16 protein-coding genes are annotated in these 17,513 nt (G+C 49.2%); 8 read left to right on the forward strand and 8 right to left on the reverse strand.

Translation table 11 applies throughout. The annotated features are described in order from the left end of the window. The 6 genes from ACH2BK_RS04110 to ACH2BK_RS04135 all read right to left on the reverse strand — a co-directional run. On the reverse strand, nucleotides 1-916 hold a 916-nt coding region (locus tag ACH2BK_RS04110; protein WP_395002193.1), incomplete at its 3' end, for an ATP-grasp fold amidoligase family protein. 61 nt (nucleotides 917-977) lie between these two features. Next, nucleotides 978-2,327: an RNA polymerase factor sigma-54 gene (locus tag ACH2BK_RS04115; protein ID WP_395002194.1), complete on the reverse strand. Its 1,350-nt coding sequence runs from the start codon at nucleotides 2,325-2,327 to the stop codon at nucleotides 978-980. Further along, entirely contained in the window at nucleotides 2,324-3,046 is a 723-nt protein-coding gene (gene lptB / locus ACH2BK_RS04120; protein ID WP_394996970.1) for an LPS export ABC transporter ATP-binding protein, read from the reverse strand. Before lptB ends, ACH2BK_RS04115 begins: the two co-directional genes overlap by 4 nt. Beyond that, nucleotides 3,039-3,455 (reverse strand): tRNA (adenosine(37)-N6)-threonylcarbamoyltransferase complex ATPase subunit type 1 TsaE, encoded by a 417-nt coding sequence (gene tsaE, locus ACH2BK_RS04125; protein WP_395002195.1) that lies wholly within the window; start codon nucleotides 3,453-3,455, stop codon nucleotides 3,039-3,041. Before tsaE ends, lptB begins: the two co-directional genes overlap by 8 nt. Nucleotides 3,456-3,476: 21 nt before the next feature. After that, nucleotides 3,477-5,423, reverse strand: a complete 1,947-nt coding sequence (locus tag ACH2BK_RS04130) for a DNA polymerase III subunit gamma/tau (RefSeq protein WP_395002196.1) — start codon at nucleotides 5,421-5,423, stop codon at nucleotides 3,477-3,479. 11 nt (nucleotides 5,424-5,434) lie between these two features. Beyond that, nucleotides 5,435-6,082: a trimeric intracellular cation channel family protein gene (locus ACH2BK_RS04135; protein ID WP_395002197.1), complete on the reverse strand. Its 648-nt coding sequence runs from the start codon at nucleotides 6,080-6,082 to the stop codon at nucleotides 5,435-5,437. Between the two features lie 130 nt (nucleotides 6,083-6,212). On the opposite strand from ACH2BK_RS04135, the gene flgG reads away from it, so the two are divergent. The 4 genes from flgG (at nucleotide 6,213) to ACH2BK_RS04155 (ending at nucleotide 10,458) form a co-directional block, all read left to right on the forward strand. Further along, nucleotides 6,213-7,001: a flagellar basal-body rod protein FlgG gene (gene flgG, locus ACH2BK_RS04140; RefSeq protein ID WP_394996963.1), complete on the forward strand. Its 789-nt coding sequence runs from the start codon at nucleotides 6,213-6,215 to the stop codon at nucleotides 6,999-7,001. 76 nt (nucleotides 7,002-7,077) lie between these two features. Next, nucleotides 7,078-9,471: a molybdopterin-dependent oxidoreductase gene (locus ACH2BK_RS04145; protein WP_395002198.1), complete on the forward strand. Its 2,394-nt coding sequence runs from the start codon at nucleotides 7,078-7,080 to the stop codon at nucleotides 9,469-9,471. A 3-nt stretch (nucleotides 9,472-9,474) separates the two neighbouring features. Continuing rightward, nucleotides 9,475-10,146 (forward strand): hypothetical protein, encoded by a 672-nt coding sequence (locus ACH2BK_RS04150; RefSeq protein ID WP_395002199.1) that lies wholly within the window; start codon nucleotides 9,475-9,477, stop codon nucleotides 10,144-10,146. 168 nt (nucleotides 10,147-10,314) lie between these two features. Next, nucleotides 10,315-10,458 (forward strand): hypothetical protein, encoded by a 144-nt coding sequence (locus tag ACH2BK_RS04155; RefSeq protein ID WP_395002200.1) that lies wholly within the window; start codon nucleotides 10,315-10,317, stop codon nucleotides 10,456-10,458. Between the two features lie 336 nt (nucleotides 10,459-10,794). Here the strand turns inward: ACH2BK_RS04155 and ACH2BK_RS04160 are convergent, their stop codons facing one another. After that, complete coding sequence (locus ACH2BK_RS04160) at nucleotides 10,795-11,073, reverse strand: hypothetical protein (protein WP_395002201.1); 279 nt, start codon at nucleotides 11,071-11,073, stop codon at nucleotides 10,795-10,797. 57 nt (nucleotides 11,074-11,130) lie between these two features. Between ACH2BK_RS04160 and ACH2BK_RS04165 the strand changes: the two genes are divergently transcribed. Next, complete coding sequence (locus ACH2BK_RS04165) at nucleotides 11,131-13,386, forward strand: TonB-dependent receptor (protein ID WP_395002202.1); 2,256 nt, start codon at nucleotides 11,131-11,133, stop codon at nucleotides 13,384-13,386. A 478-nt stretch (nucleotides 13,387-13,864) separates the two neighbouring features. Here ACH2BK_RS04165 and ACH2BK_RS04170 read toward each other — a convergent pair whose 3' ends face one another. Beyond that, nucleotides 13,865-14,239, reverse strand: a complete 375-nt coding sequence (locus tag ACH2BK_RS04170; RefSeq protein WP_395002203.1) for a hypothetical protein — start codon at nucleotides 14,237-14,239, stop codon at nucleotides 13,865-13,867. 173 nt (nucleotides 14,240-14,412) lie between these two features. On the opposite strand from ACH2BK_RS04170, the gene ACH2BK_RS04175 reads away from it, so the two are divergent. The 3 genes from ACH2BK_RS04175 to ACH2BK_RS04185 are packed head-to-tail and all read left to right on the forward strand — an operon-like array spanning nucleotide 14,413 to nucleotide 17,511. Then, nucleotides 14,413-15,477 (forward strand): ABC transporter substrate-binding protein, encoded by a 1,065-nt coding sequence (locus tag ACH2BK_RS04175; RefSeq protein WP_395002204.1) that lies wholly within the window; start codon nucleotides 14,413-14,415, stop codon nucleotides 15,475-15,477. Beyond that, complete coding sequence (locus ACH2BK_RS04180) at nucleotides 15,474-16,703, forward strand: FecCD family ABC transporter permease (protein WP_395002205.1); 1,230 nt, start codon at nucleotides 15,474-15,476, stop codon at nucleotides 16,701-16,703. Before ACH2BK_RS04175 ends, ACH2BK_RS04180 begins: the two co-directional genes overlap by 4 nt. Beyond that, nucleotides 16,690-17,511 carry an ABC transporter ATP-binding protein gene (locus ACH2BK_RS04185; RefSeq protein WP_395002206.1) on the forward strand — a complete coding sequence of 274 codons (822 nt, stop codon included), beginning with the start codon at nucleotides 16,690-16,692 and terminating at the stop codon, nucleotides 17,509-17,511. Before ACH2BK_RS04180 ends, ACH2BK_RS04185 begins: the two co-directional genes overlap by 14 nt. Nucleotides 17,512-17,513 lie beyond the last annotated feature (2 nt).

Here is a 17,513-nt window from a genome sequence, read left to right on the forward strand (position 1 = left end):
AATTTTGGGGGAGATTTGGGCTTAGATTCTGTGATAAAGCTTGTGAGTCATTTGGGCCTAGATTGCGTGGCAAAGATTTATGAAAATCGCTCTTTTCAATCTTTTTAGAATCTAAGCTTGGGTGTTGCGGGGTTTGTGTCCTCTCGCCTAGCAGCTCTTCGGCAAAGATTCTAGGCTCGATATCTTTGTAGTGGTATTCCCTATAAAGCGTGTAAAAATTGGTATTAAGGTGCTTTGTGAGCTTCGCCATAGCCTCGCCAAACTTCTTAGAATCTCCCAAAAACGCCTCCTTGTCCGGCACGATGACTACGCCACCACAATCGTGGTTAGTCTTTAGCACAAAGGATTGTGGTAGCGCGTCAAAGTCAATCTCCTCCACGCTTTTATAGATCCCATAGAGCTTGGGCAAAAAGGGGCAGATATTGGTCTCAAAGAGAAGTTTAGTCACGCTATCAATGGGCGCAAAAAGTGGCGAAGAGGACGCACTAGAATCTAAAAATGTCGGATCTTGTGCGAGGGCTTGGAATTTTTGGGCTAGTTTGTCTTGAGAATTTTGAGAGGACGCGGAGTCTCCTAGAGGCGCAGAATCTAAATGAGAGTCTTCTAAAGAGCTAAATTCCCCCCCCCCGAGAGCTAGATTCTGAAGTTTTGCCGTGATGTAGATTCTGGCTTTGAGCTTATCGGCAAGTGCGGTGTAAAGGGGGTTTCTATCATAGAGGATTCTATGCACGATTTTTTCGTTAAACGTTTGAGGATTTTTAAAGTCCGGCGTGTAGCCAAAGATTTTCTTATGCCTGCGCGTGAAATACGCCTCATCATCAAGTTTAGATTCTATATAAGCATTGTATTTTTGGCGCAGGGGCAGGATATAGTGCTGATACACGGGATTATTGCGGATAAGGGATTTAAGAGACATTATCACTCCTTTGGTGGGGCTTAATGCGCACAATTATGGCGCATATTGACTAAGTTTTGGCTTACACACTCATCTCATAGAGCTTCTTGCGCTCGCTTGAGCTGGCTATGTTTAGCTGCTGGCGGTATTTGGTTATCGTGCGGCGCACCATCTTAATCCCAAACTTCTCCTCCACGCTTTTTAGAATCTTTACATCGCTTAGGGGCTTTTTCTTGTTTTCGCTCTTTACAAGCTCGAGGATGAAGTCCTTAATCGAGGCGTTAGAAGTCTCGCCATCAATGGCAGCTGTAAAGAAACTTTTGATGGGGAAAATCCCCCTATCGCACTCTAGGTATTTGTTGGCAATAGCGCGTGAGATTGTGCTAGGCGCATAGCCTAGATCTTGGGCTATGTCCTTTAGCTTCATCGGGCGTATCTCCCCACCCATAAAAAAATCATACTGATTCTCACGCAGCGCAATGGCGATTTTTAAAATCGTAGCCTTGCGCATATCGAGCGCATCGATGAGATCCTTTGCTTCTTTAAGCTTAAGTTTGACAAAGTCTTGGGCTTGTTTTTGCGCTTCTTTTTGTGCCTCGCTTTGGGGCTTAGCATTTTTGCTCGCTAGCTCTTGGTGCTCGATGATAATTTTTGGATAATACATATCATTGACGCGCACTTCAAGCTCATAAGTGTGCTGGAGTGAATCCTCCTTGAGCCGCTCAAAAATAAAAATATCTGGAATCACCTCTGGGATCTTCACGCCAAAGTCGCACGCAGGAGGGTTTCTAAATCGCTTAATCGTGCGCATCACTTCTTCATAAAGCGGATTAGATTTGTGCGCGGCGTGGTTTTGGAGGTTTTGGATAATCTCTAGCCCTAGCTCAAAGGCTGCATTATCCAAATCACTCTCTTGGAGTTGGAAAAGCAAAGACTCTCGCATATCGCGCGCCCCTATGCCACAGGGCTCGAGATACACAAACCTTGAGCGCACGCGCTCAAACTCCTCCACGCTCACGCCCACTTCCGCCGCAAGCTCGGCTACTTCGCCATCCAAATACCCCTCGTCATTGAGGTTTTCTATAATGCTATGGGCGATGCGCTGGGAACTCTGACTAGGGAAAAGGCGCGGGGAGAGCTGGCTAAGCAAACTCTCATAGAGATCTTGGGTGCTAGTGCTTAGGGATTCTATCTTGTCGGTTATGGAGTTTTTTTGGATTTTGGGGCTAGGAGTGCTGGGTTTATGCGCTAGATTCTGTGTGCGTTGGCTCTCTATCTGCACATAGGGATTTTCTTGGGCAAACTCTTGCACGATCTCCTCGATACTATCTGCCCCGCTTTGCAGGATAGGCAGCCAGTTTTTGAGTGTCGCTGAAAGCTTTGGCTTAATCGCGATGTTGGCGCGTAGCCTCCCTCCTACTTTTGCGCTCATACTTTGAAATGCTCTCCTAAGTAGTATTTGCGCACAAGCGCGTTTTGGTAGATCTCTTCGGCATTGCCGCTAGCTAGCAGCGCGCCGCTTTTTATCACATAGCTTCTGTGGCACACAGATAGGGTTTCACGCACATTATGATCGGTGATGAGCACGCCGATGTCAAGCTCGATAAGCTTTAAGATGATGTTTTGTATATCCACCACCGCCTTGGGATCCACTCCCGCAAACGGCTCATCAAGCAGCACAAACTTGGGATTTTTGACTAACGCCCGTGCGATTTCTACTCGTCTGCGCTCCCCGCCGCTTAGGCTCACGCCCTTTCTAGCGCGGATTGGCTCGATGTTAAATTCCTCTAGCATTTTTTCTATGCGGATTTTGCGCTCCTTAGCACTTTTGATACTCGCCTCGGCGGCAAGTATGAGGTTTTGCTCCACGCTCAAATCCTTAAAAATACTCGATTCTTGTGGGAGGTAGCCTATGCCCATATTGGAGCGCGCGTGCAGGGGGAGCTTGGTAATGTCGTGTCCATTGAGATACACCGCGCCAGAGCTTGGGTGCAAAAGCCCGCATATCATATAAAAAGTCGTGGTTTTGCCCGCACCATTTGGTCCTAATAATCCCACGACTTCCTTGCTGCTGACTTCTAGCGAGATGTCATTGACGATTTTTGTTTTTTTGATTTGTTTGCTTAGGTTGCGCGCTTGTAGCTTATTCATCGCTGATTTGATACTCCCTTTGTGCAGAATCTAGCGGCGTGATATCCACGCGCACTATTGCAAATTGGCATTTTTTCAAAAGCTCCTTGATACCCACGCTTGCCCACTCGATAAAATGCACGCCCTCACGCTCAAAAAGCTCGATAAACCCGAGTTCTAGGAGGTGGTTGTATTCTTTTTGATAAAAATCGTAGTGAAAAATACCATCATAATCCTGTGAGAGGCTAAAGGTGGGCGAGCTCACCTCATCTCTGCCGCCCCTATAGCGCACAAACTCCCTCACAAGCGTGGTTTTGCCACTCCCCAAATCGCCATTTAGCAAAAAAAATATCCTCTCCTTCCCCTGCGTGAGCGAATGCAGATACTCACAAAGTGGCTCTAGCTGCTCTTGTGTTAGCGTAAATGTCATTTTGTCTCCTTTATATAGATTCTATGATTTGAAATAATCTTTAATCCCCAAATGCGCCTCAAGGCTTGCGACAATCTCTTTGTTGTGCTCCATAAACTCCCTATCTTGCTCCTTTTGGCTTTTTGGCAGACTTTGGGAATCTTGGGGCTCTTGAGAATCTTTGGCGTCGTGGGATTCTTTAGATTCTTGCAATGCTTGAGGATCTTTGGCACTCTCACGCCCTGTTTCACTCTCTGCTTCTTGTTCTACCGCCTGTGGGGCTTGTGCTTCTGATTGCCCTTTTGCTTGCGCCTCTTGTGGCGTTGGCTGTGGGGCTTGTGGTTTTTGCGCCTCCTGTGGTGGCGTGGCTTGTGAATCTAGCGCGCTAGATTCTGTAGATTCTGGGCTTGTCTGTGTGTTTTGTGAATCTAGAGAATCCGCCCGCGCCCCCATATCTCGCGCCATATCGTGCGTGGTTTCAATCTGCGCTCCCTGCGTGGCTTGCTCCTGTGCCATTTGCCCCTGTGCTGCCATATCCTGCGCCATTTGGGAGGATTGGAGCTGTGGCGTGGGCGGGAGCTTTTGAGCGCTGATTTTAGTCTGCGCGCCAAAGACTTGCGCCACAAAGACTTTGATAATCTCAAAATGCTTAGCTAGCCGCTCCCTATCCTCGCCCACCGCGCTTGAATGCCAAGTGAGTGTGTCGCCCTCAAAGCTCACAAAGCTCACGCACCGCGCAAAGCACTCGCCTAGCTCAAAATTCCTATCATAGAGCTTTTGGGTGAGAATCTCAAAAGGACTTTGAATCTTGGGGGCTTGCAAAGAGCTTTGAATGGGGGCTTGACTAGGAGTTTGGCTCGTGGCTTGTGCGGGAGATGGCGCGCTCGTGTGCGTGCTAGGAGTGCCCTGCTGTGGCTTTGGCGTGGCAAAAATCTGGGCTTCCAAATCCGCAATCATCGCATCGACTTCTTTTATCTTTAGGGCTTCTTGCATTTTTAGCAAAGTGAGCAAAAGCACGAAACTCCCATCGGTATTGTGTGTGAGCAGGATTTTAGAATCCACTAAGATTCTAAAAAACCTATCCAAAATAAGCGGGGGGAATGCCTTGTCGTTAGCCAAAAGACGATCTTTTAAAAAAAGCATCATCTCATCTAAAATCATCTCGCTTTCATACTCTTGCAACGCCCCCATACTCTCTTTGACGCGCTCAAAATTCTGCGCTAAAAGATCGCCAAAAAGCGTGCTAAAAATCTGGGGATCGACAATGCCTAGCATATCGGTTACGCCGCTTGTATCGATGTTGTTTTTGCAAAAAATAATCGCCTGATCGAGCAGTGTGAGTGTATCGCGCAAGCTCCCAGAGCCGCTGCGCGCGATGATCTCGAGAGCTTTTGTCTCATAGCGCACCTGCTCTTTGTCCAAAATATGCGCGATGTGCTCGACTACGAGGCGTTGGGGGATTTGCTTAAAGCGAAAATGCTGCGTGCGGCTCAAAATCGTGGGCGGGAGCTTGAGCGGATCGGTTGTAGCGAGGATAAATTTCACATACCCGGGCGGCTCCTCAAGCGTCTTTAGGAGCGCGTTAAACGCCTCGCGCGTGAGCATATGCACCTCATCGATGATAAAAATCTTATACCGCCCAAAGGCAGGGCGGTATTTTGTCTGCTCGATTAAGTCACGGATATCATCAATCTTGCGGCTAGAGGCAGCGTCCATCTCGATGATGTCTAAATGCCTGCCCTCCAGCGCGGCTTTGCAGTTTTGGCACTCGCCACAGGGCTTTGAAGTGGGTCCATTATCACACTGCAGAGAGCGCGAGAAAATCCGCGCCGAGCTTGTCTTGCCACTACCGCGCAAACCACTAAAAAGATAGGCGTGTGAGATATGTTTAGAATCTAGTGCGAGGGAGAGGGTTTGGGAGACGGCGTGCTGCCCGATTAAGTCTTCAAAAGTCGTGGGGCGGTATTTTAGAGCAAGGGCTAAGGACATAAATCACTCCATTATTGTTTGTGCGTATCATCATACGAGAATGTGGGGAGATTGAGCTTGTAGCGGATAGCAAAGAGGCGCAAAAGCGTGCCAAACACGAGCGTGATGAGCACGGCGATTAGTGAATCTACCCCCAATCCCACCACAAGCGTGTAATACAAAGTCGCTGCGATCATACTCACGCCCGCATAGAGTTCCTTTTGAAACACCAGCGGGATACGATTGCAAAATATATCGCGCAAAATCCCGCCAAAAATCCCCGTGATACACGCCGCGCTCACTGCGATGATAAGCCCGTGATCGTGCTTCATCGCCACCTGCGCCCCGATGATACTAAACACCACCAAACCAAGCGCATCAAGACTCAAAAAGAGCTTTTCAAAACGCACGAGTTTTTTGGGGATGAGAGTAGTGAGGATCGCACACACACAGATGATGATCACATACATCGGGTTTTCTACCCAAGTGAGCGGATAAGTCCCAAGTAGCACATCGCGGATAGATCCCCCGCCAATAGCGGTAACTAGCGCGATAAACATCACGCCAAAGAGATCCATTTTGTGCCTGCCTGCTGCGAGCGCACCTGTAACCGCCTCGACACTGATACCAATAACAAAAAGTGTGTGCAACAACGCAGTATCGCTGATAGGATAGGACATCTCACGCCTTTGGGAATTGTTAGGCGGGGATTATAATACATTTTCTCTTATGGGATATTAAAGGAATTACTTTTGCTTTTTAGATTCTGTATTTTGGGCACAATGCCATCACGCCTTATAAGGATTACCTATGATGAGATCTCTCTACACCGCCACCACGGGTATGCTAGGACAGCAGTTACAAATCGACACCACCTCAAACAACATCGCCAATGTCAATACCATAGGCTACAAAAAGCAGCGCGCGGAATTTGCGGATTTGTTTTATCAAGTGCTGCAATACGCTGGGACTTCCACAAGCGAGACGACTATCTCGCCAACGGGCATAGAAGTGGGGATTGGGGTGCGTCCCATCTCGGTGCAAAAACTCTTCTCACAAGGGCACCCAAAAGAGACAGAAAACAACCTAGATATTGCCATTACGGGCAATGGGTTTTTTCAGATTCAGCTCCCCGATGGCAATATCGCCTACACGCGCGCGGGGAGCTTCAAGCTCGATAGCGAGGGCAATGTCGTAACGCCCGATGGCTACCCGCTTATCCCAAATATCACAATCCCCGAGAACACCACACAGATTAACATAGGCACCGATGGCACGGTGAGCGTGATTGAGGGCAACCAAACAGAGATAAATGTGCTAGGGCAAATTGAGATTGTAAATTTTGTCAATCCCGCAGGCTTGCACGCACTAGGCGATAATCTGCTCATCAACACCAACGCTTCGGGCGAGCCAATCGCAGGCGTGCCGGGCTTAGATGGGTTTGGGCAGCTCCGACAGGGCTTTATCGAGCTAAGCAATGTCAAACTCGTAGAAGAGATGACGGACTTAATCACGGGACAGAGAGCCTATGAGGCAAATTCTAAGACGATACAAACTGCAGATTCTATGCTCCAAGTCGTCAATGGACTAAAACGCTAAATTTTTATATACCTTTACTTTTTTGCTAGACGCATTATAATGCCCCCCTTTACTTTCAAAAACAGGAGGGGTTAATATGACAAGACGCGATATGCTCAAAAACTCGGCGATGGTTTCTCTCGCTCTCTCGAGCTCTCTGTCTTCTCTCAAAGCAGCTGGTGCGATAAATGATATTCAGCTTATCCCGCACGCCACGCACTTTGGTCCATTTATCGCAAAGGTAAAAGATGGGAAGTTTGTCGAGGTGCTCAAAAGCCCACAGGACAAAAATCCAAGCGTGATGATAGAATCTATGATCGATAGAGTTTATACAGATTCACGCGTGAAGTATCCGTGCGTGCGCAAAGGATTTCTAGAGGGCAAAAACAATCCGCATATGCGCGGCAGGGAGCCCTTTGTGCGCGTGGATTGGGATACTGCCCTAGAGCTTGTGGCACAAAAGATAAAAGCCACGCCACGGGAGAATATCTACAACGCCGCCTATGGTGGCTGGGGGCACGTGGGGCGATTGCATAATGCTAATAGTGTGGCGGGGAGGTTTTTTAATATCGCGCTTGGTGGCGCGGTGGGCACGGATGGAGAGTATAGCAATGGTGCGGCAGGGCGCGTCAATAGCGATATCATCGGCGATATGGAAGTGTATTCGCAGCAAACCACCCACGAGCAAATCATCAAGCACACCAAAGTGTATGTGATGTGGGGCGCGGATCTCTTTAAATGCAATCGTATCGATTATGTCGTGCCAAACCATCTCAACGATACCTATTATCCGCAATACAAGCAAGCGGGGATTAGATTTATCTGTATCGATCCATACTACAATGAAAGCGCACAGATGTTTGATGCGCAGTGGATAAAAATCCGCCCAAATACCGATGTCGCGCTTATGCTTGGGTTGATGCACTATCTCTACACAAGCGGCAAATACGACAAGGCGTTTATAGAGACCTACACCGATGGGTTTGATAAATTCCTCCCTTATCTCCTAGGGCAGAGCGATGGCGTGGCAAAAGACATAGCGTGGGCGTCAAAGATCACCGAGCTTTCAGAATCTAGCATTAAAGATCTCGCGGATTTGTTTGTCTCACAACGCACCTTTATCGCGGGCAATTGGGCAATGCAGCGCGCACAATACGGCGAGCAGGCGGATTGGGGGCTTATCGCGCTTGCGAGTATGATAGGACAGATTGGCTTGCCCGGCGGGGGCGTTGGATTTTCTATGCATTATGCAGGGGGCGGGCAGGCAAATAGCGGCTACACGACGACTCCCGGACTTTCTCAAGGGCGCAATCGCGTGGGCTTCTCTATCCCTGCAAGTCGCATTAGCGAGTGTATCCTCAATCCGGGCAAGTCGATCAACTTCAAAGGGCGCGTGATCACATTCCCTGAGATTAAGATGATTTATTGCTGCGGCGCGACGCTACTTGGGCACCATCCTAATACCAACGAGCTTATCCGCGCCATTAGGAGTGTGGATACCGTAGTCGTGCATGAGCCGTGGTGGACACCGATGGCAAAGATGGCAGATGTCGTATTTCCTAGCACCTGCACGCTAGAGCGCGATGATATCACAAGCGGGGGGACTTACTCGCGCAATGTGATTTATGCGATGCGCAAGGTTATCGAGCCCACTTATGAGCATAGGGACGATTTTGAGATTTTTGCGGATTTGAGCAAAAAACTCGGTGGCGAGGAGCTCTACAATCGCTACACGGGCGGTATGAGCTATATGGAATGGATAGAAAAATTTTATAATAGCTCTAGCGGTGTAAATTTCAAGGATTTTGAAACTTTTTGGCGTGATGGTTTCGTGGAGTTTGATATCGATAAAGAGGCGTATGAATATGTGCGCCACGCGGACTTCAGAGCCGATCCTATAGCCAATAAACTCGCCACCCAAAGCGGCAAGATTCAGTTCTTTGTGGATAAATTCCAAAAGGCAGATTTGGTGGATTTCAAGGGGCATTTGATGTGGTTTGAACCAGAGGAATACCTAGGCAGCGCAGAATCTAAAGACTATCCCTTCCACCTGCTCACGCCCCACCCGCGCTATCGCGTGCATAGTCAGCTTGACAACACTTGGGTGCGCGGTATGTATAAAATCCAAGGGCGCGAGCCAGTAGTGATCAACACGCAAGATGCGGCAAGGCTTGGGATCAAGCACGGGGAAGTCGTGGAGGTGTATAACAAGCGCGGAGCGGTGCTTGCGGGGGCGTTTGTGACGGACTTTATCCGCGAGGGTGTCGTGCAGATTCAAGAGGGCGCGTGGTATGATCCACAAAATCCAGACGATGCACTACCCCGCTGCAACGCAGGATCGTGCAATGTGCTCACAAGCTCGCGTCCGACAAGTCGCTGGGCACAAGCCACATCGGTAAATACCTGCCTAGTGGGTATCAGAAAGCTTGGCAAAGACGAGGTGCTAGAGCCCTACAAGTCTTCATCAGCACCCCAAATCATAGGAGCGTAAGTTATGAAAAAAGGAGTAATTTTTGGGATTGTGGTGGTTGGAGTTGCGTGCGTGGCTGCGTTTGTGGCTCAATCCAAAAGTGGCGCGGGCGCGTTTGGTGGCAGTGCGTTTGCGGGCGTGGAAGATTCGTGCCATACTTGCTTTAGCCTAAAAGACACAGAGGCGCAAGCAGTGGCAAAGAAAGGTGATAATCACTTTTTTGCCAAAGAAGATGGCGTGAGGGTGTTTGATAGTGAAGGCAAAAACGCCATTGGCAGCACGATCAAGGGCTTTGGTGGCGAGGAGGTGCGACAAATGGGCGAGTATGTCGTGCTCAAAGTCAAGGGGTATAAAAAAGAGGGCGATTCCCAAGTGCTCTATGGGGATTTGGAGTTTATGCGCCCAGCGATCACATTCACTAGCGGCGGGGTGGATTCAGATACGCTAGAGGTGGCGCTGCTAAAGCAAGATGTGCTGCAAGATTCTAGTGCGCTTTGGAGTGAAAATGAGTTTGTGTATTACGACAATTGCTCGATGTGCCACGCAGCGCACGCCCCTAGCGAGCACACTATCCGAGAGTGGGAGGGGATCTATAGCACGATGCGCGCCTTTGCAATGCCCACAGAGGCTAATGATAAGCTGATTTGGGAGTATTTGCAGGCGCACGCGAAGGGGAGTTTTGCGGTGGAGGAGTGAGATATTTATAGATTCTAGTTTCTGTGTTTGTAGGCATTGCGCTTTTCTAAAGAAACTTCGTTTTGGCGATAAATGCGGGAGCGACACAAAAGTGCTTTGGTTACATACGCCTAGGTAGCTCCCTCCCACTTTTGCTTGCAACCCACATTTTTCATCGGAAATTTTAGAATGCCCAGCAAGCCAAGCGCGGAATGTAAGGAAAATACAGAATCTAACGCAGATTTAGAATCTAATCCAACAGAATCTAAAACAATCACACAATCCAAGTCCCAAAGAATCCACAACACAGAATCCAAGCGGTATAGAATCTAAAGTAGATTCACAATCTAGCCTAGTAATTTAGATTCAAACTTAGAATCTAGCCTCTTAGATTCACGCTCTCACGGATATTTTCTAGATTCTCAAAGTCGCTTGTTTGCGCAAAAAGAAAAGGGGTTTCCCCTCTCCCCGCTCTCCCCAGCCCCGAAAAAGATAAAGCGCCGCTTTTTTGCTGCGCTTCGCTTGCAACCCGTTGGGTCTTTTTGCGCAATCCGCAATCGGGGAGAGAGCCTCGCTGTATCCGCTTCTAGCGCGGTTGGTGCTATCGCACCTACACATTGATTTGATTTTTGCAGAGCAAAAATGGCAGAATCTAAAGATGTAGAATCTTTAGATTCTGCTTCGGCTTGCGCTACCGCGCACACTATTGATATTTGGCAAATCCTCGCACAAGTTTTTTGAAGTGGTGGATTCTGTAAGTCGCTTAGATTCTAAATCTGAATTGTTGAATCTAGAATCTAAATCCGCACTAGATTCTGAATTTGCCTTAGATTCCGCGCTTGGCTTGCCGGAAATTCTAGTATCTTGCGTAAGATTTGAATGTTGTGCAAGGCGAGACGAGGAAGCTACCTTAGGCGGTAGTGCCCGAAGTCGAGCCACCGCACTCATTCAAAGATTGCGTAAGAGACGAATTTCCAAAATTTTAGAATCTAAAAAGGAACACCTATGAACCATCATCTCCCTCTCCCCCTCCTCCTCCCCATCTACCTCCTAGCCGACACACTCCCCAACGCCCGCCCGCACTACCACAAGCTAGAATCTAGCATCGTTACCGCCACGCGTGTGGAAACCACGCTCGATGAGGCAGCGGGGAATGTGAGCGTGGTGAGCAAAAAGGACATTGAGCTGCGTCCCAATGCCAAGTTTAGCGACACGCTACGCGGGATAGAGGGCATAAGACAGAGCAAATCGCGCGGGCTAGATACCTTTGATACGCTCACTATCCGCGGGATTGCCAATGGCGCGGCGATAATGCTCGATGGCGTTATCCTCAATGATATGAACAACAACACCAAGATGATTGTCGCGATGAATCCCGCGGATTTGGAGCAAGTAGAAGTCATACGCGGTCCCTTTTCTAACCTCTATGGCTCGGGGGCTATCGGCGGGGCGATACACTTCGTAACCTCAATGCCAAAGGCATTTAGCGCAAATGGCTTTTTAGGCTATGGCAATGGCTTTGATAACGACACCGCCCCGCGCAACACCCTGCGTGGCTATCTCTCGGTGGGCGATGCGCTTTTACATAAGCGATTGCGCCTTAAGGCTAGCTATGGTTTTGCACGCTCTGGGGGCTATGCTGCCGATAGCGCGTGGGTGTATCCCGATGATACGCTCCTAAATGGCGTGAGCGGGGGCATTCCCTCAAGCACCACGAGCGGCGCGCCCATCACGCTAATCGGCGATATGGGGGCGCAGAGCTACCACACGCACGATGTGCGAGTGAGGGCAGAATACGACTTCACGCCCAATGCGACGCTAGATCTAGGCGGGAGTTTTAATAACTACACCTACGACCATCTAAACCAACGCAGTTTTTTGCGCGATAGCAGCGGCAATGTCGTGTGGGGCGATAACACAAACACAAGCAATACTGGCAACCGCCCTATGCCTATGTATGCCCTGCGCGGCATAGGCAAGGAGTTTTATAACCAAAGTATCGCCTATATCGGCTACAGGCAGTATTTTGACGAGACTCTGCTAAGCCTCAAATACTCGAGGATTGATGGCTTTGATACCTTTCATAATCCCGATGGCGGGGCGGATTCTAACAATGAATCTAGTGCCAACACAAGCGTATTTGGCGGGCAGGGCACGCGCACCTTTACGCGCAGTGGCATTGACAATCTCGATATTTTCACAAGCCTCCCCTTTGAGATTCCCCATACGCTAGAACAGAGCGTGCTAGTGGGGATACAGACGCGCCATATCGCCACAAGCATTAGTGAGAGCAATATCACAAATTGGCGCGACTTCTCTAGCCCCTCCCTAGGCACCAAGGCGCAAAGAAGCGCGAACTCGCTTAGCCTTGGGGGCTTTGTGGAATGGCGCAGCGTGTGGCTTAAGGGGCTTAGCACCTCGCTTGGCTTGCGCTATGATTATTGGCTAGGCTATGGCTATGAGAGCCTCTCTACTAGCGTGCCGCTGAGTGCCCCCACGGATTCTAACCACAAATCCAAGCTTAGCCCAAAGGCTAGCCTAAACTACCAATTCACCCCCACAAGCCTGCTTAAACTCTCCTTTGGGCAGGGCTTTCGCGCGCCTAATATGTCCCAACTCATCGCAAACTACAAATACTCCGATGGCACGCAGGTGCTGGGCAATCCCACCTTGCGCCCTGAAAGCGTAACGAGCTTTGATATAGGCATAGAGCAGAAAATCCCCGCGCATTATGAAGGGCTTATCAAAGCCTATTATTTCCACACCTACCTAGAGGATATCATCTATCGCGACAGCGCAAACCAATCCTATCTCAACGGCGGACTAGCCCTCATCAACGGCTTAGAGCTCTCTTATAGGCAAAATCTCCCGCTTTCTTTTGGGGTGCTATTTACCTACACTTTTACCAACTCACAAATGCTACAAAACCCCGCAAATCCCGCCACCATAGGCAAAAAACTCACAGGCATACCCACCCACCTTGCTTATGGGCAGATTTATTATGACGATAGCCGCTTTTTTGGGAGCTTTGGGGTGGAGTGTATGAGCAAGCCCTTTAGCAGGGAGGATAATAGCGACACCATAAGCGGCGTGTATGGGGCGATAGATTCTTATATTTTAGCTGATGTGCGGCTTGGCGTGCGCTTTGGTGGGCATTATGAAGTGAGCCTCAATGCTACCAATATCTTTAACCACAAATATTATAGCTACTATCGCGCGCCCGGCGCGGCGTTTTATGTGCAGATTGGGGGGAGGTTGTGAGGTTTTTAGATTCTATACATTGAGCTTGCACTCGGAAAAAGGGCTTTTGCTTGCTCTACGCTCTTAAGTCAGAGCGGGCAAGCCAAGCACGGAATGTAAGGAAAATACAGAATCTAAGGAAAGCTTAGAATCTAGTCTAACAGAATCTAATTTGACAGATTTGGAATCTAAAACACACACAGATTCTAAGATTTAATACTTCAGATTCAAATACAGAATCTAACTCCGCAGATTCTAAAGATTCACAAAAGCAAAATGTAGAATCTAGCCTCTTAGATTCTTTTTCTCACGGATATTTTCTAGCTTCTCATCATCACTTGTTTGCGCAAAAGAAAAAGGGGTGTTATCCCCTCCCCGCTCGTTAAAGCCCCGAAAAAGATAAAGCGCCGCTTTTTTGCTGTGGCTTGGCTTGCAACCCGTTGGCTCTTTTTGCGCAATCGGGGAGAGTGCCTCGCTGTATCCTTGTCTAGGCAAAAAATCAGCGGTGGCACTGCTGCCACCTTTTTCCTGATTTTTCTAAAGAAACTTCGTTTTGCCACACACGACAAGGGCGAGAGATGGTATGTGCTGCCGCGCTACATATTTTATTTGGCAAAGCCTTGTTAAGGTTTTTTGGTGTTGTGGATTCTGTAAGCTGTTTAGATTCTGAATCTGCTTGAGATTCTGTTAGGCTAGATTCTAAGCTTTCCTTAGATTCTGTATTTTCCTTACACTCCGTGCTTGGCTCTGCCTCGCTTGGTGTGGATTCTGTAGGGTTGCTATTGCAAGCAACAAAATTAGTATTTGCGGTGTGGCTGTGTAAGTTTTGAAAAATTTGGGGAAGGTTAGCGGACTTGGCGTCCGTGCCTTTCACAAAACAAAATTTCTTTAGAAATTTTTCAACCTTATCACATTGCATACCCGCTCTGCTGATGTGAGCGTAGCGAAACGAAAAAGAGCCATTTTCCCCCGAACACAAACCTAATACCTTAACACCCCCCAACACAACCTTATGCTATAATAACCACTTTTTCAAAGGATCCCATCGTGAAAGCACTCATACCAGCCCTTCTTAGCCTATGCTTTGCCTATGCCCTAGATTCTGCGCAATCTCCCCTCCCCCATAGCGCGCCACCTGCGCAATCCGCGCAATCCCCATCTTTCACGCGACTTCAAGCCGCGCTCACTTCCCCACACTTCCCCCTCACACTTAAAGACTTTTGGTTTGAAACCTCCTTTAGCAAGCCCGCTAAGAGCCATATTTTCCTAAGCTTTTGTGAGCAAATCGCTCTGCTTAATCTCTGGCAGGACGCATTGGGGCTCAGTCAGCACGTCTTTAGCGAGCCACTTTTGCGCCTAAGCAATCCGCGTATAGATTCTCTGCCTGCTGTGGGCGGGGGCAGTGGGAGCAGTATCAATCCCGAAACGCTAAAAACCCTCAATCCCGATGTAATCATCGTGTGGGCGGGGGATAAAAGGCTCGTGGAGTTTTCACGCAAGTTTGGAGTCCAAATCCTCGCCTTCTACCCACAAAGCATCGATGAGCTCTTTGTCAATATGGGGCAAATCGCGCAGGTTTTTGACAAGCAAGAGCTCTTTTTGCAAAAGGCAAAATACGCCCTCTCTCTGCTAGATTCACTCCCAAAGCCCCCAAAGGATTCTCAAAAAAGAGTAGTGTATGTCTGGGATAAACTCACGCGTATCGCGGGCAGCACGGGAATGGTGGGCGATATGCTAGCGCGCGTGGGCGTGCGGAGTATGGGCTCTAGTGTCGCGCTAGATTCTTATGAAGTGAGCTTAGAATCCCTGCTAGCGTTCAATCCCGAGGTAATTTTTATCTGGGGTGGCTCGCCGCTCACGCAACAATCCCTCTATGCCAATCCCCAACTACAAAACCTCGCAGCCATCAAGCAAAGGCAAGTCTATAAGCTCCCCAAATGGGATAATTGGGGCGTGCGCATCACCCAAACCGCCCTGCTCGTCTCCGCCCTAAGCTACCCGCAAATGTATGATTACAACGAGGTAAAGACACGGATTCAGAATCTAAACGCCACGCTCTTTGGCTTACAAGACTTCCCCACACATATTGAGCTCCTAGAGCGCGCGCAATGAGTGTCAAAAATCCCCCGCACCAAACAAGCGCGCATACGCTAAGCACGCCAAAGCCCTGCGCGCACGACACAAACGCACACAACAAGCGCGAGGCGCAGCAAACACAATCCACACAATCCACGCAAAGCGCGCCTACCAAATCCCCCGCGCACTCCTCCCTAAACCAACCCTCTACTAAGACAAAGCCCGCCTACACGCAATCCCCAAACAAAGACAACACAGATAGCACAAACACCACAGATACCGCAGGCACTGCACAATCCCCCGCTAAAAGCGCGCATTCTAAGCCCCACTCCCCCCACAAAGCCCTGCTCCTGTGCCTAGCTCTGCTCTTAGCTTGCGCTAGCATAAGCGCGCTTGTGGGCAATGGGAGCTTTGGCATTCCAAATACTAGCATTTTATTTGATATTCGCCTGCCGCGCATTCTTTTGGCTATCCTTGTGGGCTGCGTGCTGGCAGGGAGCGGGGCGGTTATGCAGGGTATGTTTAAAAACGCGCTTATCGATCCCTTTTTGCTTGGGATTTCATCGGGTGCTGCCTTTGGCTGTGCGCTGTGCATATGGCTACACGATAGCTCGCTGCTGCAAGTCTTTGCCTTTGGCTTTGGCTATCTCACGATTTTGGGCGTGGTGGGCGTATCCTATCTGTGCCAAAACTCGAGTATGTCGCTTATCCTCGCTGGCGTGGTTCTCTCGGCGTTTTTGGGAGCGATGAGTGGGTTTATCAAGTTTTTTGTCGAGCCTCAAAAGGCGCAGACTATCGTCGTGTGGCTACTAGGCAGTCTCAATACCGCGCAATGGGGCGATGTGTGGGTAGCACTGCTTGGCTTTTGTGTGGGGTTTCTCCCGCTTTTTTGTATGCGCTGGCGGCTAAATACCCTCTTACTAAGCGATGAGCAGGCTATTAGCTTTGGCGTGCCTATTGTGAGGCTACGCATTGCCACGCTTTTTTGCGTGAGCTTTGCAGTCGCGCTGTGTGTGAGCGTGAGCGGCGTGATTGGGTGGATTGGGCTTGTGATACCGCATATCGCGCGCTTTTTGTTTGGGGCAGATATGCGCTTTTTGCTCCCCGCAAGCCTGCTGCTTGGGGGGATTGGGCTCACTCTAGCCGATGGTATCGCGCGCAATGTGGCGTATTTTGATATACCTGTGGGGATTGTTACAAGCCTTTTGGGCGCGCCGTTTTTTCTCTTTTTGCTCGTGAGGTTTGGCTATGTCAGAGGCTAAAGCCCCCACAAGGCTTGTGGTGAGTAACCTCTGCTTTGCCTACAAGCACGCAAAAACAAAAATCTTTGAGAATCTAGCCCTTAGCGCGCAAGCTGGGGAAGTGTGTGCGATACTCGCTCCAAATGGTGCGGGCAAAAGCACGCTATTTAGAATCCTCCTAGGCATTATCGGTGAGCGTTGCGCGAGCATTGTGCTGCAAAACTACCGCCCCAAAGCCCACGACAAGACAAATCCCAAAAGCGCGCCAAAAGACACACTAAAGGACGCGCAAGAGATTTGCCTGCATACGCTAAGTGCGCACAAAAGGGCGCGCTATATCAGCTATATGCCCCAATTTGTGGAAAGCCCCTTTGGGTATTTGGTGCTCGATATGGTGCTGCTTGGGGCGCAAGTGCCTTTGTTTGGGCTGCCAGATTCTGCTATGAGAGATAAGGCTATGGGGCTTTTAGAAGAGCTTGGTATCGCACACCTTGCCTCTATGCCTATCACGCACCTAAGTGGCGGGCAGAGGCAGCTCGTGCTTCTCGCTCAAAGTCTTATGCAAGAGAGCCCAATCCTCCTGCTTGATGAGCCAAGCGCGCATTTAGATATCAAAAACAAATTTCTTTTGTTTGAAAAAATCACGGAGCAAACGCGCCAAAAGGGGCTTATCACGCTTGTAAATCTCCACGACATAGAGCTTATCGCGCGCTATGCAAACAAAGTCTATCTCATCGACAAAGGGTGCGTGTATGCGACAGGAAGCCCGAGTGAGATTCTCACAAAGCAGAGATTGGGGGAGTTTTTTGGCTTGCCAAATCTTATCTAAAG

Source organism: uncultured Helicobacter sp. (genome assembly GCF_949282165.1).
Taxonomy (GTDB): Bacteria; Campylobacterota; Campylobacteria; order Campylobacterales; family Helicobacteraceae; genus Helicobacter_F.